General features: G+C 39.8%; 19 protein-coding genes. 17 read left to right on the top strand and 2 right to left on the bottom strand.

Features of this window, described 5'->3' with window-relative positions:
* Positions 1 to 50: 50 nt before the first annotated feature.
* Positions 51 to 626: a TetR/AcrR family transcriptional regulator gene (locus tag DS742_RS01760; protein ID WP_170313333.1), complete on the bottom strand. Its 576-nt coding sequence runs from the start codon at positions 624 to 626 to the stop codon at positions 51 to 53.
* A gap of 186 nt (positions 627 to 812) precedes the next feature.
* On the opposite strand from DS742_RS01760, the gene DS742_RS01755 reads away from it, so the two are divergent.
* The 10 genes from DS742_RS01755 (at position 813) to DS742_RS01710 (ending at position 8,880) form a co-directional block, all read left to right on the top strand.
* Complete coding sequence (locus DS742_RS01755; protein WP_117415323.1) at positions 813 to 2,810, top strand: oxidoreductase; 1,998 nt, start codon at positions 813 to 815, stop codon at positions 2,808 to 2,810.
* A gap of 209 nt (positions 2,811 to 3,019) precedes the next feature.
* Positions 3,020 to 3,790 carry a 4,5-DOPA-extradiol-dioxygenase gene (ygiD, locus tag DS742_RS01750; protein ID WP_117415322.1) on the top strand — a complete coding sequence of 257 codons (771 nt, stop codon included), beginning with the start codon at positions 3,020 to 3,022 and terminating at the stop codon, positions 3,788 to 3,790.
* 67 nt (positions 3,791 to 3,857) lie between these two features.
* Positions 3,858 to 4,751 carry an EamA family transporter gene (locus tag DS742_RS01745; RefSeq protein WP_117415321.1) on the top strand — a complete coding sequence of 298 codons (894 nt, stop codon included), beginning with the start codon at positions 3,858 to 3,860 and terminating at the stop codon, positions 4,749 to 4,751.
* A 38-nt stretch (positions 4,752 to 4,789) separates the two neighbouring features.
* Complete coding sequence (locus DS742_RS01740) at positions 4,790 to 5,053, top strand: hypothetical protein (RefSeq protein ID WP_117415320.1); 264 nt, start codon at positions 4,790 to 4,792, stop codon at positions 5,051 to 5,053.
* 132 nt (positions 5,054 to 5,185) lie between these two features.
* Positions 5,186 to 5,956, top strand: a complete 771-nt coding sequence (locus DS742_RS01735; RefSeq protein ID WP_117415319.1) for a flavodoxin family protein — start codon at positions 5,186 to 5,188, stop codon at positions 5,954 to 5,956.
* Positions 5,957 to 6,000: 44 nt separating this feature from the next.
* The gene (locus DS742_RS01730) at positions 6,001 to 6,579 is read left to right on the top strand and encodes a TetR/AcrR family transcriptional regulator (protein ID WP_117415318.1); all 579 of its coding nucleotides are present in this window, start codon (positions 6,001 to 6,003) and stop codon (positions 6,577 to 6,579) included.
* Between the two features lie 58 nt (positions 6,580 to 6,637).
* Positions 6,638 to 7,108 carry a flavodoxin domain-containing protein gene (locus tag DS742_RS01725; protein WP_170313332.1) on the top strand — a complete coding sequence of 157 codons (471 nt, stop codon included), beginning with the start codon at positions 6,638 to 6,640 and terminating at the stop codon, positions 7,106 to 7,108.
* Positions 7,109 to 7,118: 10 nt separating this feature from the next.
* A complete protein-coding gene (locus DS742_RS01720; protein ID WP_117415316.1) occupies positions 7,119 to 7,586 on the top strand; it encodes a metallophosphoesterase family protein in 468 nt (155 codons plus the stop codon).
* Between the two features lie 80 nt (positions 7,587 to 7,666).
* A complete protein-coding gene (locus DS742_RS01715) occupies positions 7,667 to 8,155 on the top strand; it encodes a MarR family transcriptional regulator (RefSeq protein WP_117415315.1) in 489 nt (162 codons plus the stop codon).
* A gap of 140 nt (positions 8,156 to 8,295) precedes the next feature.
* Positions 8,296 to 8,880 (top strand): flavodoxin family protein, encoded by a 585-nt coding sequence (locus DS742_RS01710; RefSeq protein ID WP_117415314.1) that lies wholly within the window; start codon positions 8,296 to 8,298, stop codon positions 8,878 to 8,880.
* A gap of 32 nt (positions 8,881 to 8,912) precedes the next feature.
* Here the strand turns inward: DS742_RS01710 and DS742_RS01705 are convergent, their stop codons facing one another.
* Positions 8,913 to 9,932, bottom strand: a complete 1,020-nt coding sequence (locus DS742_RS01705; protein WP_117415313.1) for a LacI family DNA-binding transcriptional regulator — start codon at positions 9,930 to 9,932, stop codon at positions 8,913 to 8,915.
* 375 nt (positions 9,933 to 10,307) lie between these two features.
* On the opposite strand from DS742_RS01705, the gene DS742_RS01700 reads away from it, so the two are divergent.
* From DS742_RS01700 to DS742_RS01670, 7 genes are all read left to right on the top strand, one after another.
* The gene (locus DS742_RS01700) at positions 10,308 to 12,713 is read left to right on the top strand and encodes a glycyl radical protein (RefSeq protein WP_117415312.1); all 2,406 of its coding nucleotides are present in this window, start codon (positions 10,308 to 10,310) and stop codon (positions 12,711 to 12,713) included.
* A gap of 26 nt (positions 12,714 to 12,739) precedes the next feature.
* Positions 12,740 to 13,648, top strand: coding sequence for a glycyl-radical enzyme activating protein (locus DS742_RS01695; protein ID WP_117415325.1), 909 nt, complete (start codon positions 12,740 to 12,742; stop codon positions 13,646 to 13,648).
* A gap of 13 nt (positions 13,649 to 13,661) precedes the next feature.
* The gene (locus DS742_RS01690; protein WP_117415311.1) at positions 13,662 to 15,143 is read left to right on the top strand and encodes a rhamnulokinase; all 1,482 of its coding nucleotides are present in this window, start codon (positions 13,662 to 13,664) and stop codon (positions 15,141 to 15,143) included.
* A 6-nt stretch (positions 15,144 to 15,149) separates the two neighbouring features.
* Entirely contained in the window at positions 15,150 to 16,643 is a 1,494-nt protein-coding gene (locus DS742_RS01685; RefSeq protein ID WP_117415310.1) for a sugar ABC transporter ATP-binding protein, read from the top strand.
* Position 16,644: 1 nt separating this feature from the next.
* Positions 16,645 to 17,607, top strand: a complete 963-nt coding sequence (locus tag DS742_RS01680; RefSeq protein WP_117415309.1) for an ABC transporter permease — start codon at positions 16,645 to 16,647, stop codon at positions 17,605 to 17,607.
* Between the two features lie 69 nt (positions 17,608 to 17,676).
* Entirely contained in the window at positions 17,677 to 18,729 is a 1,053-nt protein-coding gene (locus tag DS742_RS01675; RefSeq protein ID WP_117415308.1) for a sugar ABC transporter substrate-binding protein, read from the top strand.
* Positions 18,730 to 18,754: 25 nt separating this feature from the next.
* Entirely contained in the window at positions 18,755 to 19,402 is a 648-nt protein-coding gene (locus DS742_RS01670) for a class II aldolase/adducin family protein (RefSeq protein ID WP_117415307.1), read from the top strand.
* The last annotated feature ends 51 nt before the right edge of the window (positions 19,403 to 19,453 follow it).

Raw genomic sequence — 19,453 nt, 5'->3', positions numbered from 1 at the left:
ATTACTGTTTTTTTCTACCATTATCCGTACCCTGATTTAAGATTTGTAAATTATTTATATATTTGATAAAAGTATTTTTTTGCCGCTTCTACCAGGTCATATTGTCCTCCTGTTGAACTCCAGTTTACAGCAAGACCTAAGAATGCAGAAGCAAAACAATAAGATAATTCTTCAGCTGAAGCATTGGTGTCAATCTCCCCTGCTTCCTGTGCCTTATGTGTATATTCGATAACCATCTGGCGCAATCTGGTCAAATTAGGATCAAAATTATTTAACTGAAAGCTGAACATTTCATTTTGCTGTTCCATATCAATTTTAATCAAATTTTTTAGTATATCGGTATTCAAATTTGCAATACCTTTTACAAAAATTTCTTTGACTTTCCAACATTTTTCAAGCCATGTTGTTTCTTGATCCATATCCTTTAGTGAAGTTTCTATATTCTCATCGACTAAAGAGAAGTAATCTAAAAGCAGAGTATTCTTTGAATGATAATGATAATAAAATGTTCTCTTCGTAATATTGCAGGCTTCACAAATTTCATTGATAGTCACGTTATCAAATCCATTATTCATGAAAAGATTAATAGCATTAACTAAAATTGTATGTTTTATATTTTCTATCAAATTTATCCCTCCGGTATATATAAGCCATTGCAGCAATCTATTCCTTACGCAAAGCATTATATCATACTTTTAAAAATAAATAAAATTATCTTTGTCAAAATATTGACACAAAGTATACTGCGGTATACAATGGAGGTATACCACGGTAACAAAACAATTATTACTTATAAGAGAGAGGTGTTTTTTATGAAAGGTGACATTAATGCATTATTCCAGCCTATGAAAATAGGCACTATGGAAGTGAAAAACAGAATAGCAATGGCTCCCATGGGGTTACATTCAAAAAATCCGGACGGAAGTTTTAATCAGGATGCCATTGATTTATACGTTGCACGAGCAAAAGGGGGAGTCGGGCTGATTGTAACAACGGGTATCGCATGCCAGAACAAGCTGGATGCAATGCGTGCTACATTAGCAACAGCTGGTGATTCTTATATAGAATCCAACAAAAAGCTTACCGATGAAGTACATAAGTATGGTGCTAAAATTGTACTTCAAATAGCAAACGGTGCCGGCAGAAATCGTAAAGATGGTTTTTTTATGGATAATGATCCTATTTCCTCCTCAGAAAATCCCAATGTTTGGCATCCGGAAGTTATGCATCGTGCGTTAACAACAGAGGAAGTTCAATTTCTTATACAATCTTATGCCGATGGTGCTTATGTTGCAAAACAGGCAGGCTTTGACGGTGTGGAAGTTCATGCGCTTCATGAAGGGTACTTAATGGATCAGTTTTCTATGGAATGTACCAATCGTCGTACAGACCAATATGGCGGAAGCTTAGAGAACAGGCTTCGATATGCTACAGAAACAGTACAGGCTATAAAGGATAAATGCGGAAAAGATTTCCCGGTTTTAATAAGATACAGTGTTAAAAGCTATATGAAAGGATTTGGCCTTGATAAAGGTGCCCTTCCCGGGGAGGACTTTGAGGAATTTGGCCGTGATTTGGAAGAGAGTGCTAAAATAGCGAAAATTCTTCAGGATGCTGGCTATGATGCTTTAGATTCAGACAATGGAACATATGAATCCTGGTATTTTGCACATCCTCCGGTATATATGCCAAAAGCCTGTAACCTGGCAGATGCTCAGTATATAAAGAAATTTGTTAATATTCCTGTAATATGTGCAGGTAAAATGGATGATCCTGAAATATCAGCGGAAGCGGTTGCCAGTGGAAGTATTGATGCTATTTCAGTTGGGCGGGCACTTCTTGCTGACCCGGAATGGGCAAATAAAGTAAAAACCCGGCATTATGATGATATAAGACCCTGTATAGGATGTCATGCGGGCTGTCTGGAGAGATTTTTCTCTGGTAAAAATACGTCATGTGCAATTAATCCCCAGGTTGGGCAGGAAAGAAAATGTGAAATAAAACCTGCTGATGTGAAAAAGAATATCATGGTCATTGGCGGCGGTATCAGCGGTATGGAAGCTGCGAGAATCAGCGCACTGAGAGGGCATAACGTGGATTTATATGAACGCACAAATAGTCTTGGCGGTGTTTTCATTCCTGCTTCTTCTATGAGTTTTAAAGAAGAGGATAAAAAGTTAATACAATGGTATGTGAAACAGCTGAAAGATACTGGTGTAACTGTTCATATGAACACAGAAGTGGATGAAAACACGATTCAAGCTTCTAAACCGGATTTCATTTTTGCAGCAACCGGTTCTGCTGCAAGAAATCTTAATGTAGAAGGAGCAAATTCAGAAAAAGTTATCACCGCAGTGGAAGCTTTATTGGAGACAAAACCCATTGGTGATAAAGTGGTGGTTATAGGTGGAGGACTTACTGGCGTTGAAATTGGCTATAGTCTGACAAAAGATAAAGGAAAACAGGTTGAAATACTGGAGATGCTACCTGAAATTTTAACTGTACAGGGCTTAAATGCTGCTAATAAAACGATGCTTCAAAATCTTGTATCAGCTCATAACATAGGTATTCATACCAATGCAAAAGTTACCGCAATCACATCGAAAGGTGTTCAGTTTGAGGAAAACGGCTGCATTGTCGAACTGGAAGCCGACACAATTATCACAAGTATTGGATACGTCAGTGATAAATCTTTATATCAGGCAATAAAAGATTGTGGTGCAGATGTACATTTAATTGGTGATGCCTCAAAGGTATCTAATCTGATGGGAGCAATTTGGGATGCATATGAAATTGCACAGTCAATCTAAAATAAAAAATATAAGTTGAAATAATCACCCTGTGTTTTTGAAGAAAGACAAAGCATAGGGTGATTTTTGATAATTGCTAAAGCCCGCCGGTGCAGCAGGGATTGAAAGGAACGAAGGAAAAATCGCTTGACTATCTGAAAAGGAGTGGATATATTTAAACAAAAAGCAGAATATGGAAAATTCTAATATATTAGAAAGGAGTTAACGATATGTCTAAAATGCCCATGATATTTGCAGGTCATGGTTCACCAATGAACGCAATAGAAGACAACCGCTATACCAGGGGCTGGAGGGAAATGGCGAAGGAAATCCCCAGACCTGAATCAATCGTTTCAATCTCGGCTCATTGGTATACGGAAGGCACAAGGATCATGAATGAGGAAAATCCAAATACAGTTTATGATATGTACGGTTTTCCCGAAGAATTATATAAGATTTCATATAATGTCCCTGGCAATCCCAGACTTGCAGGCAATGTGAAAGATTTAATCAGCAGACCGGGTGTATATGATAATACCTGGGGGATTGACCACGGCACATGGTCTGTTCTGACTCATATGTATCCGGAACGGAATATCCCTGTTTTTCAGATCAGTATCGATGCTTTTGCGCCGCCGCAGGTTCATTATCAGATAGGCAGGGAGTTGAAATCTTTAAGGAATCAAGGCGTTCTTTTATTTGGTACCGGAAATATTGTCCACAACTTAAGAATGGTTGACTGGGGGATGGAAGACGAGGGGTTTGACTGGGCATATCAGTTTGATGATTTTATAAAAGAGAATATTGAAAATAGAAATTATGAGAATGTTATTCACTATATGAGTCAGGGAGAAGCAGCAAAATCAGCAGTTCCTGCGCCCGACCATTTTAACCCCATCTTATATATACTTGGAGCAGCCGATGAAGAGGATAAAATAACGGTATATAACAATAGCTGCATGCTGGGTTCCTTATCCATGACAAGCTATTTATTTGTATAATTGAAATGCATAAAATTTATACAATAGTCAGGCGGAAATTAGTAATGCTAAAGACAGGAGAAATACGATGTGGTTTATACTTTCGCTGACAGCAATCTTATTTTGGAGTGGTTCTGACCTTTTTTCCAAGATAGGTTCAAAGCCAGATGATAAATACAGCCATTGGAAAATGGTCATGGCAGTAGGTACTGTCATGGGAATTCACGCAGTGATTGAACTTTGCAGTGGAGCTGAGTTTCAGCTTTCGGACATCCTTACATATCTGCCGGTATCATTTCTATATATTTTAGCAATGATACTTGGTTATGCCGGTCTGCGGTATGTGGTTCTTTCCATTTCCACCCCCATCTGTAATTCATCAGGTGCAGTTGCCGCGCTTTTGTGTTTCTTTATTCTGAAGGAGACAATGAGCGGGTTACAGTTTTTTGCAGTGGGACTGGTATGTATCGGTATTTTCCTTCTTTCTGTTTTCGAAAAGAGACAGGAGGATGCAGAACGTATACAGTCCGGCATAGTTCCGGACAGGAAATATACCCACAGCTTTATCGCGATTTTCTTTCCGATTTTTTATTGTATCATTGACGGACTTGGTACTTTTGCAGATGCATTGGTTCTTGACCGGTATATTGGAGAGGAATCAGCCAACATTGCATACGAATTTACATTTTTGCTGATGGCGGTTTTTGCTTTTATCTATGTTGTAATTGTAAAAAAACAGAAAATCAGACTGTCCGCAGAAAAACCAAAGGTACTGGCAGGTGTGTTTGAAACTGCAGGACAATTCGCTTATATTTACGCATTAGGGGATAATGCTATTGTTGCTGCTCCATTAATTTCGTCTTACTGCATTTTTTCCCTTGTCTGGGCAAGAATTATATTGAAGGAAAAGCTGTCATGGAAACAGTATCTTGTCATTGCCATAGCAGCTATTGGTATAGTAATTCTTGGTATGGAAGGATAAGAGTCAGGTAATCCGGGAAAGGACAAGGTGAATGGAATATGTGGCAATGCCCAAAATGTGGACGGGAATTTAAAAATCAGGATCAAAATCATTTTTGCATTGAGACGCCAGATACAATTGGCGCCTATATTGAAGCTCAGGCGAAGGAGGTTCAGCCGCTTTTGCATCAGGTTCGGGATACGCTCCGAACTGCATTGCCGGATGCCGAGGAGCGTATTTCATGGAGGATGCCTTATGACAGGCAGCTTCCGCTGGATTTGATCGCGGAAATTGCGAAATGGTGTTATGAATCATTGTGCTGAAATAACCATAACAGTCAGAGTTACGCACTGAAATGCGAGAAATCAAACTTGACGAACGGGAGTGAAAATGCTAGAATGTGAATGAATAATAAAAATTTCATTCACATTTTGTAAATTTCGGAAAGGCCCCATATGAAAAAGGTTACCGCATTTATAGGAAGTGCCCAGAAAAAGGCTACTTACGAAGCAGTCCGTGAATTTGAGAGAAATTTGAAATCGCATACGGAGATTGAATTTGAATATGTTTTTTTAAAGGATTATCGAATTGAGTTTTGCAGGGGCTGCAAGCTGTGTTTCAATAAAGGGAAAAAATTCTGCCCCATACACGACGACCGGGATCTGCTGATTGATAAGATGATCCATTCTGACGGGGTAATATTTGCTTCCCCCAATTATGCCTTTCATGTTTCGGCATCCATGAAGAATCTATTGGACCGGACAGCTTTCTTCCTGCATCGGCCTTGTTTTTTTGGGAAAGCATTTACGTCGATTGTTACTCAGGGAATTTACGGGGGAAACTCTATTATAAAGTACCTCGGAAATATGGGAGAGAATTTGGGATATAGTACTGCAAAAGGCTGTGTATTAAAGACTCTGGAGCCGGTCACAAAAGATGTACAGAAAAAGAACTCACTCGAAATAAAAAAGGCCGCTGTAAGGTTTAACCGGGTGCTGATGCGTCAAACTGCTCCAGCCCCATCTTTATTCAGGCTGATGATGTTTAGAATGTCAAGAACAAGCATGAAAGAAATGCTGAACGATGAGTATTATGACTATCGGTACTATAGCACAAATGGCTGGTTTGAATCGGATTATTATTACGATGTATCCTTAAATCCAATTAAAAAGCTGATGGGTCGGATTTTTGATTACATAGGGCATCGAATGGCTGGGGTGGATTAGAAATTAGTCGTTATTTGAGAAAGGATATTCTGGAGGTCAGTATATTGAAAGATACAAAAACAATTTTATTTAATTGCGGAAAGGAACTGTTCAGCCGGAAAGGGTTTAAGGATACCAATATTTCCGATATTACGAAAACTGCGGAAATAGGAACAGGTACATTCTATAATTATTATTCCTCAAAAGAAGAACTTTTCATGGAAATATATCTGGAAGAGAATGAAAAGCTTAAGAAAAAAATACTGAGATCAGTTAATATGGAACAGGATCCCGAGAGTGTGGTTAAGGAATTGATGCTGTTAAATTTAAAAGGTATGAAATCAAATCCGATTCTGAAAGAATGGTATAACAAGGAGGTATCCATTAAAATAGAGAAGTATTTTCGTGAACAGAAGGGGCTGGACCGGCTTGACTTCATGTATCGGGATTTTTTTGAGATCATAAAAAAATGGCAGGAAGACGGGAAAATAAGGAACGATATTGACAGCGCAATGATTATGGCCATTTTTACATCAATCATTACGATTGAGATCCATAAGGAGGAAATTGGACTTCAGTATTTTCCGGAGATTTTGGATTATCTCACGGATTTTACGATGAAAGGTTTAGCGGCTGGCGTGTAAAAATGCAGTTTATGAAATGGAAACCGATGACGATTTAATTATATGGGAGGTATTAAAAATGAGTACATTAATAGCATATGCAACCAAATACGGATTTACTAAAACGTGCGCTGAGATTCTCGCAAAAAAGCTGGGTGAAAAGGTGGATATCTGTGATTTAAACAGGAATCTTCCTGATCTGATGAAATATGATAAAGTCATCATAGGCGGATCGGTCTATGCAGGGAAGATAAGAAAGCCGGTAATGCATTTTTGCTCAGACAATATTAATATCCTTAAAGGGAAAAAACTGGGGCTTTTTATCTGTGGAATGGCAAAGGAAGATGATGCACAAAAGCAACTTGACTCCTCTTTTCCTAAGGAACTTTTGGCGGCGGCTGCAGCCAAGGGATTTTTCGGTGGAGAATGCAATTATGACAAAATGAATTTTATGGAGAAATTTATTATGAAAAAGATAACTGGCTGCAAGCAGAGTCAGTCGAGAATCGATGAGAATAATATAACACGCTTTGCTGATCTGATGAGGTGAGATTAAGCTTATGAAACGCATTGCAATCATATCGGATACTCATGGCATCCTGAGAGAACAGGTTATAGCTGAACTGGATGCAGCTGATTGCATCTTCCACGCCGGTGATATCAATACCCCTTCCGTCGCTGATACTGTCCAAATGTTGGGAGAGACCTATATGGTTCGCGGTAATAACGATATGGATTGGGCAAAAGATCTGCCGGCCAGTATTTCTACAACCATTGAAGGTGTTAGATTCTTTATCGTTCATAACAGGACAGATGTCCCAAAACGTTTGCCGCAAGTGGACGTAGTGATCTATGGGCATTCCCATAAATACTTCTCTGAAGTTATAGATGGTGTTTTGTATCTTAATCCTGGCAGCTGTGGTAAAAGGCGCTTTAATTTGGAGATCTCGATGTGCCGAATGACGGTGGATGCGGGGCATTTTCAATATGAAAAGGTGATAATCCCCCATAACAGTCCATTAGAATAGATGATATAGGTGCTTGACATATGTATGAATGAGTATGCTTCCGGAAATTGGGAAATTTAGGGAAATCGGAGGAACAGGCTGTGAACAAAGAAGAACAGGTTATGTCAGAACTTTGGGATCTGTTTAATAAGAAGATGTGGCTTGACAGCTTCAAAATGAAAACCAGACTAAAAGGGTATAATCCTTCAGAAGTGCATTGTATCGAATACATTGGCGGGAATGAAGATTCTAATGTGACAAAACTTGCTGAGGCATTTTATATGACAAGAAGCGCAATCAGTAAGCTGACAAAGAAGCTCATTGAGAAAGAACTTATTGAAAGTTATCAGAAACCAGACAACAGGAAAGAAGTTTATTTCAGGCTTACAAAACAGGGAGATAAGATATACCGAGTGCATGAGGAATTGCATAGAGAATATAAAGAGCGGGATAAAGCGGTATTTGATGAAATAACAGAGGAACAGTATGACAATATGCTTGGTTTTGCGGAAAAGTTTAACCAACATTTAGATGCAGAGATAAAAAAGCTGGGGGTAGATATTACGTCTGGCTGGTGTGATAAATTATAATGGATGAGAGGCAGCCCCAATTAAAAATAAGAGGCTGCTTTTTATTTTGTAAATTATTGTTGACAAGGACACAAAAAGATACTATGATAACAATATGGGTCCTAGGACACAAAATGACCCGATAAAAAGGAGAAAACTATATGAATATTATGGGAATCATTGCAAGTCAGCAAAGAGAGGGCAATACTGCCTTTATAGTAAATAAATTGCTGGAGGGCGCAAGAGAAAATGGCGCCCAGACCCAGTCGTTTCGTTTCAGCGACCTTGATATAAAACCATGCAGAGGCTGTTGGGCCTGCCATAAGAATGATCAGGGTTGCGTTATCAAGGATGACATGCAGAAAATTTATAATGCAATGGAGTACACAGATATTATCATTTTAGGCTTGCCGATCTACATGGGCCAGATGAGCGCTCAGGGAAAGATATTTACCGACAGGCTGTTCGCACAGCGTTCACCTCGGTTCTCTCCCTTTTTTAAAGACAATGCTGTTAAAAGACAAATAGTTCTTTCTTTTAACCAGGGCAATCCCAATGCAGATCTGTTTAAGCCGTATATTGATTATACCAGTCAAATGTTTAAAACTCTCGAATTTGAAGTGAAAGAGATTCCCGTTGTCACGGGTCTTCGCAGCGGTTCCATATACGACAGAAAAGACTTGTGCAGGGACTTAAAAAAAATAGGTTCCGGTTTAGTTGTTCCCGATAAAAACCCGGCAGCATAATGAATGCTGCCGGGCGGATTCTTAAATGATGCTTATGTTGCATCGATCTGCATACATGTATAGCCATGTATAAAAGTGGCTTCAATCGTTCTTACAACGGGCACTTCCGGCGGGTTTACAGCCAGCTCAAAGAGTTCTTTTGCCAGAACCGGAATATTCTGCTTTACTGTAGTAATCTGAGGATAGTGGATTTTATTCAGCACGCCGTCAAAACCCACCAGCGAGAAGGTATCGGGAATACGTATATTTTTGATGGCTGCCTCGTTGATCACACCTAAGGCAACTAAATCACAGCTGCAGACAATTGCAGTAGGCGGCTCTGAAAGAGACATAAAATAACCGAGAGCGGTCTGGCCTGTTTCAAAGTCCAGTCCGTTTTTATCCGGAAGATAAATGTATTCATTCCTGATCTGCAGGTTCTTGTTTCCCAGTGCTTCTTTATACCCCCGGAACCGGGATTCAATAGAATCGAACTTCTTCCCGCTGCCTATAAACCCTATTTTTCTATGATTGAGATTATATAAGTAGTCGATAATTTTATGAATCATTTCTCTGTTATTAGACCGTACCGTAGAGTATAACCCCTTGGTTCGTCTGTCCATTGATACAATCGGTATCTGATTTTTGTACGGTTCAAATATGTTGTAATTAAGGCCTTCTGTCAGTATAATGCCGGCACATCTGTTTGATATACAATATTCCAGGTAGTCTTTCTCGCGTTCAGGCTGGTTTTCTGTATCCATGATTAATAAAGTATATTTATTGTCAAGACATATCTGATTTAATTCCTTTATTAAAGTAATGAAAAATGGATTATCCATATCGTATATAAAAATTGCTATGGAATTTGAAGTTTTTGAAAAAACATTTTTAATTGTCTGATTAGGAATATAATTATACTCCTTTATAAGCTCCTCAACTCGTTCCCTCACTTTTGGTGAGGTTTTATCTGGCGTATTAATGACTCTGGATACGGTTGCTGTAGATACACCAGCAAGCCTGGCGATTTCTCTTATGCCAATGAAGCCATTATGATTTTCCGGGTTCTGCATTTCTTACTCTCCTCGCATGATTATATCCTGAATATTTTAAAATTCCACTGAACTTTTATCTGACTGACAATTTCTGGAATTTATATTACCATAAAACGTTTTGAAAGTCAGTAAAATGAATGGTTCAAAAGTGTGATCAGCTGTTACTGAGTCAATTATAATCTTTAATGTAACAAGTGTAAAGCTATTAATTAAAAAAAGTGACTATATACATGGGAATAGTATGAATTACACAATAAAACAGTAAAATGACACATAAATATTTAAAAAAATAATATTAAAATATACATAAACCATAAAATGTATATTGACAAATAAAAAATATATGTATAAAATGTAAATGTAACAAGTTACATCAGAAAAGGAGGGGAATATATGAATACAAGAATTCTAAGGTTGAGAAACAGGTTATTTGACCAGAAACCAAGAATCTGTTCGGAACGTTGTGTTATCTTCACACAATCCATGAAAAAATCAGAAGGCAGGCCAATTGCGTTAAGAAGAGCGCAGGCGTTTTATGATGTTCTGGATAAAATGACAGTTTGCGTAAATGAAGATGAGCTGATTGTAGGGAATCAGGCAAAGTGGCCGAAAGCATCTCCTGTTTATCCGGAATATTCTACAGAATGGCTTGAAGCAGAATTAAACGGCAAACCGTATTATCCATACGACAGGCCCGGTGATAAGTTCTATTATGATGAAGAAGATAAAAATAAAATAATGGATTGTGTATGTTACTGGAAGGGGAAATCACTTTATGAAAGCCTGCGCAAGACTCTGCCCGATTATATCAATGCAGCATGGGATGCCAATGTAATTGATGATACCTGGGTATCTGCGGCTGGTCTGGGCAATGAGGTGGTAGATTATGAGCTGGTAATTAATAAAGGTCTTGAGGATGTTATGAGGCGGATCGTGGATAAGAGAAACTCTCTGGATCCGAAGGAACCTGGTAATGTAAGAAAACGCTGGTTTTTAGAAGCGGCACTAAAGGGAAACCAGGCGGTTGTTAATTTCGCTTACCGGATTGCTGATGAGTGCGAAAAACAGGCACAGGCGGCAACGGATGAAAAACGCAGGAAGGAACTGACTGATTTAACGGAAGTCTGCAGACATGTACCCTACCATCCTGCGAGAAACTTTCATGAAGCGGTTCAGTCTGTTTATTTAATTTTACTGGCAGTGCACCTGGAATCCAATGGTCATGCAATTTCACTGGGAAGATTCGATCAGTATGTATATCCATTTTATCAGAAAGATCTTTTTAAAGGAAGGATAACAAGACAGGAAGCTCTTGAGATTATTGAAGCGTTTTTTATCAAATGCAATGAGCTGAATAAGCTTCGAAGCTGGCCTGACACAGAATTTTTCCTTGGTTACCAGATGTTTATTAATCTGGCTGTTGCCGGTCAGCGGGCAGATGGCAGTAATGCGGTCAATACCGTATCGGAACTTTGCATTGAGGCATGTGAGGATCTGAAATTATTTACTCCATCTATCTCAGTTAAATGCTGTGATGATACTCCCGATGAATTCCTTATGAAAGCCCTTAATGCCATGGAAAACCATAAAGGAGGGCAGCCTGCATTTTATAACGACAAGGCATTTATCAGAACACTGGAGAATATGGGAATTGCAAAAGAAGACAGATATAACTGGGTGCCCGATGGCTGCATTGAGGCATCGATTCCGGGTAAATGGGATTTTGCAGCAAAGGGACCATGGCTGAACGTGGAAAAGGTGTTGGAGATTACACTGAATAATGGCACCGATCCCCGGACAAAGGTTCATTTCTTTGACGTTGATAAAAAAATAGAAGCATGTACCAGTACACAGGAAATTTATGAAGAATATAAGAAGGCACTGAAGTATTTTATCGATTTACAGGTTGAAACAGAGCATATCAACGATGAACTGCATGTGGAGATGGATATCAATGCATTTCGGGCATCACTGGTGGAGGACTGTATTGGACGGGGGTTAGATCTGGTGGAAGGCGGCTCGGTCTATTCCGCTGACGGAGGTCCCACAGCAGGAAGCATCAGTGCAGGTGATGCTCTGGCAGCAATTAATTATATTGTCTTTGATCAGAAGATTATTACAATGAATCAGCTGCTGCATGCATTAAAAACAAATTTTGAGGATGAAACAACAGTGCCAGCCGGATCGGAGATCAGAGCAATATTACTTAACAAAGCGCCTAAGTTCGGCAATGATGATGATGAAGCAGACCGGTGGGTGGTAGCGGTGGAGGAGTTCATCGGACATACCTACAGGTATGAATGCAAAAGTTCAAAATATGGCAAGGGACCGGTACCCTGCTGCTATTCTTACAGCCAGAGTCCGGTTACTGGAAATATTGCATTCGGTTCAAGCATTGGTGCAACCCCCGATGGCCGGAAGAACGGGGCACCTGTAAATAACGGCGTCTCTCCTGCTAACGGATCAGAAAAAAACGGGGCAACAGCAGCCTGCAATTCCGTTATGAAGCTTCCCACAATTTACATCCAAAAAGGCGGTATTTTTAACATGAGACTGAGTAAAGCTGCGCTGGAGACAGAGGAAAACAAGAAGAAAATTATTGATATGATACGTGTTTTCTTTGACAATTACGGCGAGCAGATCCAGTTTAATGTAGTTGATACGGAGGTTTATAAAGACGCTATGATACATCCGGAAAATTATAAAGATTTAATGGTTCGGGTATCCGGCTACAGCGCATTGTTTACATCATTATCTCCGGCATGTCAGGCTGATGTAATCAGCAGGACAGAATTTTAAACGGGTTAAGAAAGCGGATGGGTAAGATGCTTGAGGCAAATGTATTTAATATTGAACGGTATGCTACAGAAGATGGGTATGGCATCCGTACCGTTATTTTTCTGAAAGGATGCCAGTTAAGGTGCAGATGGTGTGCAAATCCGGAATCCCAGGAATTTAAGCCTCAGGTACTTGTCAATGTGAATTCCTGTATTTCCTGTGGTAAATGCATGAACGTATGTCCTAATAAGGCTGTTTTCTATAAGAAAGGCTTTGGATATTTATCAGACAGGCTTTTGTGTACAGCATGCGGGGACTGTATCACACAATGCTATGTGGATGCCAGGAAGCTTATGGGAACTGTTATGAACCGGGAAGAACTGCTGGATATCATATTAAGGGATGAAAAATATTATGCAAAATCAGGAGGCGGAGTAACGTTCAGCGGAGGAGAACCATTCTTTTATGCAGAAATGATCCGTGAGATTGGAAAGGAGATGAAACAAAGGGGATATAATTCACTGGTTGAAACCTGCGGACAGGTTCCCCTTGAGCGGATTAAACAGGCATCACAGGAGGTGGATTATATCTATTTTGATTTTAAACACTACAATCCTGTAAAGCATAAGGAATTGACAGGTTTTGATAATTCTCTTATTTTAAGTAATTTAGAATGGCTGGACAAAGAATACACCGGACATCTGGCAGTGAGATATCCGTATATCCCCGGCTGTAACAGTGATGACGATGCCATAAGAGGATTCTTTCAATACATAAAACAATTGACAAATATCAAAGAAATCGTATTTCTGCCTTATCACAGACTTGGTCTTCCCAAGTATCAGGGGCTGGGAAGAACCTATGAAATGGGAGAATTAAGATCCTTAAAAAAGGTGGAGATGGTGCATTTGTATGATACTGCAAAGGAATACGGACTGGATATAAAAATACAGTAATTGGGGTGTTGGTATGGCAAAAAAAACAATCGTGGGTTTTGACTGCGGGAACTCCTCTTATCGGGTTGTATTGGGGACATATGATGGAGTGCGGATTCTGACTGAGGTCATTGATCAGATACCAAATAGCATGGTGAAAGCGGGAAACTATTATTATTGGGATATTCTTCGGATGTTTTCCGATTTTAAAAACATCCTGAAGCGGCTGGTCAGCCGGGGAGAAACAATTGATTCCATTGGAATCTGCACATGGGGAGTGGATTTTTCGTTGTTTGACCGGAAGGGGAATATGCTGAATAATCCGCTGGCGTACAGAAATGCACTGGGTGAACAGCAATTGTCAGAGATGACTGATTCAGAACGAAAACAGATGTTTCTGAATACAGGGATTCTTTGCGATAAAATTAATTCCGTGTACTTATTGAAAGGTATGAAAGAGGAGATGCCGGATGTGTATCAGGCGGCTGACAGGCTTTTAATGATTCCTGATATTTTAAATTATCTGCTGACTGGAAAAATGCTGAATGAACCAAGTGAATTCAGTACGACCCAGCTTATGGATGTGAATACAAAATCAATCAGTGATTTTGTGTGCAGGAAAATGGAGATCAGCAGAAATTTGTTTCATGATTTTGGAAAACACGGTGAAGCAATCGGATATTTGTCAGATGATATAAAGGCAGAAATAGGAGCCGGTTATGATATTCCGGTTGTATGCGTTCCTTCCCATGATACGGCGGCGGCAGTCCTTGCGGTGCCTGCACGGCAGACGCATTTCGCATTTATCAGTTCCGGGACATGGGCTTTAGTAGGAACTGAGCTTTTAAAGCCGCTGCTGTCAAAGGAAGTATATGAAGCCGGGCTTACAAATGAGCTGGGAGCATTTGGTACAATTACACTTCTTAAAAACGGAGCAGGAATGTTCCTGATACAGAGAATTAAGAAAGAGTATGAAACAGATGCAAAGAGAGAAGTCACCTGGGAGGAAATTGTTAAACTTTCTGATGAAGAAAGGGGGAAAAAAATTCCGCTTATTGATATGAACGATATAAGATTTTTTAATCCGGTGCATATGGGAAAAGAAATCTGGAACTATCTGAAAGAAACCAAACAGGCTGAGGGCGGCTTTTCCTGGAATACGATTGTTAAATCAGTATATGAATCCATGGCATGCAGTTATGCGGTTACCATTGAGCATTTACAGAGAGTTACAAAGGAATATTTTGACTGTATCTATATTGTCGGAGGCGGCGCAAAAAATGAACTTGTAAATCAGATGACAGCCAATTGTACAGGAAAGAACGTAATTGCATGTTTTGGAGAAAGCACAGCCATGGGGAATATAGCCGCACAGCTGAACTATTTCGAACCATATCTGGAGCTTAAAACCATACGTGAAATTGTCTGCAATTCCGTAGAAACCAAGAGCTATATGCCGGACACTGACACTTCGTATCTGATTGACAGTTATAAAAAATTACAGAAAAGGAGCTGAGAAATTATGAACGATATTATCCTGAAAATGACAGGGATATCAAAGAAATTTTTTGGAGTTCCGGTTTTAAAAGATACCATGCTTGAGGTCAGAAAGGGAGAAGTGCATGTTCTGCTGGGTGAAAATGGCGCAGGAAAATCAACACTGATAAAAATACTTTCGGGTGCATACCGGCGCGAGACCGGGAGCGTTGTTTTAAATGGCGAAGAGCTTCCTGCCATGTCTCCCAAAGAGGTGATTGATAAAGGAATCAGTGTGATTTACCAGGAATTCAATTTAAATCCTCATGTATCAATCTGGGAAAATATATTTATGGGCAAAGAATATACAAGCAGAGGAATCATAGATCAGCGAAAAAGCAGAGCGGAAGCCCAAAAATATATGGATCTGATTGGTCTTGGCTGTGATCCGGATACACTTGTGGGGAACTTAAGCGTTGCCCAGAAGCAGATGGTGGAAATATCAAAAGCAATCTCCATGGATGTAAAAATACTTGTTTTGGATGAACCTACGGCGTCGATTACAGATAAGGAAACGGAACGGTTATTTAAGATCATAAGAGAACTGAAAGCAAAGGGCATTGGAATCATTTATATATCACACCGTATGGGTGAACTGTTTGAAATCGGTGACAGATGCACCGTCATGAGAGACGGGGAGTATGTGGATACGGTGGAACTTAAGGAAACCTCTGTGGAAGAACTGACCAGAATGATGGTCGGCCGGAGTGTAAATTTCAACAGATTTGAAAACACCTTTCTAGATGTTCATAAGCAGGTATTGAAGGTGGAAGATTTATGTTACAAAAATCTGCTGAAAAACATCAGTTTCAGCTTGAATAAAGGAGAAATACTGGGAATGTCCGGTCTGGTGGGTTCCGGAAGGACAGAACTGGCAAAATGTATTATTGGTGCATATACGAAGAGTTCCGGCAGAGTTTTTTTAAATGAGAAAGACATTTCCAGAACAGATATCTGCAGATCAATTGAGGAAGGGATTGTTTATTTAAGCGAAGACAGAAAAGATGAGGGTCTTGTGCTGATGCACTCACTCAAAGATAACATATCACTTCCCAATCTGAAGCTTTTTGGAAAATTCGCTCTCAGCAAAACAAAAATAGATGATACGGCGAATCAATCGGTTGAAAAATTGCTGATAAAAACACATTCGATCAACACAGCAGTAAAAAATTTATCCGGCGGTAATCAGCAAAAGGTCGTGATTGCAAAATGGCTTTTAACAAATGCCCAGATATTTATATTTGATGAGCCAACCAGGGGAATTGATGTAGGTGCCAGAGACGAGATCTATCAGATCATGGGGAAGCTGGTTGGGGAAGGCAAATCAATTATTATGATTTCATCAGATATTCCGGAAATACAAAAAATGTGCGATAGGGTTTTGGTTCTGAATAATGGAGAAATAACAGCAGATGTAAAAAACACCACGGATTTAACACAGGAGAAGATATTATCCTATGCACTAATGGGAGGAAAATAAAATGTGGAAGTTATGTAAAAGCAAAAAGATAGATGTACATGCATGTTCTCTTTATCTGGGAGGGTTTGTCATATTACTGGCATTTTCAATCCTGTGCCGGCTGAACGGAAAAAACTTCTTTTCCATGCAGAATATCATGAACATTATCCAGCAGTCGGCCATTATTGGAATCACAGGAATAGGAGCGTCCTTTGTTATATTAACGGGAGGAATTGATTTATCGGTTGGATCCATAATCGCATTTGTCGGAATTGCCGGAGGCATGATGTTAAAGGGCGGGGTACCTTTGGCAGTCACTATTATTTTATGTATCGTAATCGGTTTTCTGATCGGGATATTTAATGGGTATTTTATCAGTTTTGGTAAGGTTCCGGCGTTTATCGTGACATTGGGATCCATGCAGATATTCCGTGGATTTACAAAGGTTTTAACAGATGGAAAGCCCATTTCCGGTTTTGATGATAGTCTGGCAGCTTTTACCGGCAGCAAGCTGTTTGGAATAACGGCACTGGTTTACTACGTTTTTATTCTTTATGTCATTATGGTATTTGTAACGACTAAAACGAAATTCGGAAGGAGAGTCTATGCGTTTGGCGGCAACCCCAATGCGGCAAAGCTTTCCGGTGTGAAGATTCGTAAGATTGAAATTTTAACGTATGCCATTGCAGGCATGTTTTCAGCTATCGGAGGAGTCTGCCTGCTATCCAGACTTGCATATGCAGATCCCAATGCAGGTGCAGGATATGAAATGGATGCCATAGCAGCAACCGTATTGGGCGGCATTGCGTTATCAGGAGGAAAAGGCAATGTTGGAAATACACTGATCGGGGCTTTGGTATTAGGAATTCTAAAATGCGGTCTGCAGATATTAAATGTAGCTACCTACTGGCAGACAGTCATAATCGGCGTTGTGATTATTCTCGCTGTTTATGTTGATAAGGCTAATGAAAGAAAGGCGGAGTAATAAGAGTATAGGCATTGGGTACAAGCGTTTTTAAACGCATAAAAATAAAAAAACCAAGGAGGATAAGAAATGAAAAAAAGAGCGCTGACTGTGGTATTAGGTATTGTTATGGCAATGACTGTGTTAACGGGTTGTGCTAAGAAGGGAGAAGCAAATGATGTAAAAACTGAGACAAAAGCGGAAACAAAAACAGAGACAGAAACAAAAGCAGAATCAAAGGCGGAGGCAAAAGCCAATAACTATACCATTGGTTTTGTTCCTATGACGCTGAACAATGAATATTTTATCGCAATGTGTAATGGTGCGAAGGAAAAGGCAAAGGAACTGGGGGTTAAACTGGAGGTTCAGGCGGCAGATTCTCATGCCAGTGCAGCGGATCAGCTGGCAATTGTGGAAAATATGATCACATCCGGAGTAAATGCCATTTGTATTGTTCCTTCATCTTCGGAAGGGCTGGAGACTGCGCTTAAAAAATGTGAGAGTGCGGGAATATTGGTATTTAACATTGATACAAAGCTGGATGATTCTGTGACAAGTAAAGTATCGATGAAGATTCCATTTTACGGAACGGATAATAAAACCGGCGGTATCAAAGCAGGAGAATACGTAAAACAAAATTTTGACAAAGGAATTAAAACAGCGATTCTTACTGGCATTGAAACCCAGCAAAATTCATGGGACAGGCATGATGGCTTTGTTGAAGGAGCTGGAGACACAATTAAGATAGTTGCAGAGCAGTCAGCAAACTGGGAGGTTGACCAGGGCTATAATGCAGCTCAGAATATCATTACGGCAAATCCGGACTTACAACTGTTCTATTGCTGCAATGACAGTATGGCAATTGGCGCAAGAAGAGCGGTGGAAGAAGCAGGATTACAGGATCAGATTAAGATTATTGGATTTGATGGCGCTTCTGAAGCATTAAATATGGTAAAATCCGGTAAGTTTTTCGGAACGGTAGCCCAGGATCCGGTTCAGATGGGGAAACTTGGTGTTGAAAATGCAGTGAAAGCATTGAATGGAGAAACGGTAGAGCAGAATATCGATACCGGTTCCAAGCTTATTTTTACAGACAATGTTGATGCACAGTTAAAGTATATTACACCATACATAGGAAAATAGTGCATACAAAAAGGAGAGAAAAAATATGAATTACCGTAAGCTGATTGTTGACAGCGGAATTAAATTACTGGGTTCCGGATTAACGGTGGAAACCTGGGGAAACATAAGCTGCCGTGATCCTGAAACAGGCCTGGTTTATATGACGCCAAGTGCAATGAGTTATAACACAATTACAGAAGAAGACGTGGTAGTCTCCGCTTTGGATGGCACGGTTGTGCAGGGCAGCAGAAAGCCTACGATAGAAAAGGATCTGCATTTATCAATTTACAGGGCGAGGAATGAGGTAAATGCCGTTGTACATACCCATCCCATCTATTCCATGATCTATTCATGCCAGGGAAAGATGATTCCGTTGATTATTGATGAGGCTGCGCAGGCTCTTGGCGATGTGTGCAGATGCACGAAGTACGCGCTGCCAGGTTCCATGCAGCTGGCTGAGGAATGTGCAAAAGCGCTGGGAACAGAAGCGAATTCCTGTCTTCTTAATTCCCATGGGGCTGTATGCATTGGTGCTGATATGGATGCTGCATTTAAGGTTGCCACTGTATTGGAGGTAACTGCACAGATTTATTATATGGTAGAGGCAACCGGCGGGAGACCGATGATGATATCCGATGAGAATATTGCAGCCATGAAGAATTTTGTTAAGAATCACTACGGGCAGGGGAAATAAATTTATACGAAACGATAACTTGATGAAAGAATACCTCCAGATAAATTTTTG

Origin of the sequence: Lacrimispora amygdalina, from assembly GCF_003432035.1 — a bacterium.
Taxonomy (GTDB): domain Bacteria; phylum Bacillota; class Clostridia; order Lachnospirales; family Lachnospiraceae; genus Lacrimispora; species Lacrimispora amygdalina.
Note: the sequence above shows the minus strand (reverse complement) of the source record. Positions and strands in the feature narration are given on the sequence as shown.

Coding starts and splice junctions, on each gene's coding strand:
- DS742_RS01755 (WP_117415323.1), top strand. CDS start 813: ATGAAAGGTGACATTAATGCATTATTCCAGCCTATGAAAATAGGCACT.
- ygiD (WP_117415322.1), top strand. CDS start 3,020: ATGTCTAAAATGCCCATGATATTTGCAGGTCATGGTTCACCAATGAAC.
- DS742_RS01745 (WP_117415321.1), top strand. CDS start 3,858: ATGTGGTTTATACTTTCGCTGACAGCAATCTTATTTTGGAGTGGTTCT.
- DS742_RS01740 (WP_117415320.1), top strand. CDS start 4,790: ATGTGGCAATGCCCAAAATGTGGACGGGAATTTAAAAATCAGGATCAA.
- DS742_RS01735 (WP_117415319.1), top strand. CDS start 5,186: ATGAAAAAGGTTACCGCATTTATAGGAAGTGCCCAGAAAAAGGCTACT.
- DS742_RS01725 (WP_170313332.1), top strand. CDS start 6,638: ATGAGTACATTAATAGCATATGCAACCAAATACGGATTTACTAAAACG.
- DS742_RS01720 (WP_117415316.1), top strand. CDS start 7,119: ATGAAACGCATTGCAATCATATCGGATACTCATGGCATCCTGAGAGAA.
- DS742_RS01710 (WP_117415314.1), top strand. CDS start 8,296: ATGAATATTATGGGAATCATTGCAAGTCAGCAAAGAGAGGGCAATACT.
- DS742_RS01705 (WP_117415313.1), bottom strand. CDS start 9,932: ATGCAGAACCCGGAAAATCATAATGGCTTCATTGGCATAAGAGAAATC.
- DS742_RS01700 (WP_117415312.1), top strand. CDS start 10,308: ATGAATACAAGAATTCTAAGGTTGAGAAACAGGTTATTTGACCAGAAA.
- DS742_RS01695 (WP_117415325.1), top strand. CDS start 12,740: ATGCTTGAGGCAAATGTATTTAATATTGAACGGTATGCTACAGAAGAT.
- DS742_RS01690 (WP_117415311.1), top strand. CDS start 13,662: ATGGCAAAAAAAACAATCGTGGGTTTTGACTGCGGGAACTCCTCTTAT.
- DS742_RS01685 (WP_117415310.1), top strand. CDS start 15,150: ATGAACGATATTATCCTGAAAATGACAGGGATATCAAAGAAATTTTTT.
- DS742_RS01680 (WP_117415309.1), top strand. CDS start 16,645: ATGTGGAAGTTATGTAAAAGCAAAAAGATAGATGTACATGCATGTTCT.
- DS742_RS01675 (WP_117415308.1), top strand. CDS start 17,677: ATGAAAAAAAGAGCGCTGACTGTGGTATTAGGTATTGTTATGGCAATG.
- DS742_RS01670 (WP_117415307.1), top strand. CDS start 18,755: ATGAATTACCGTAAGCTGATTGTTGACAGCGGAATTAAATTACTGGGT.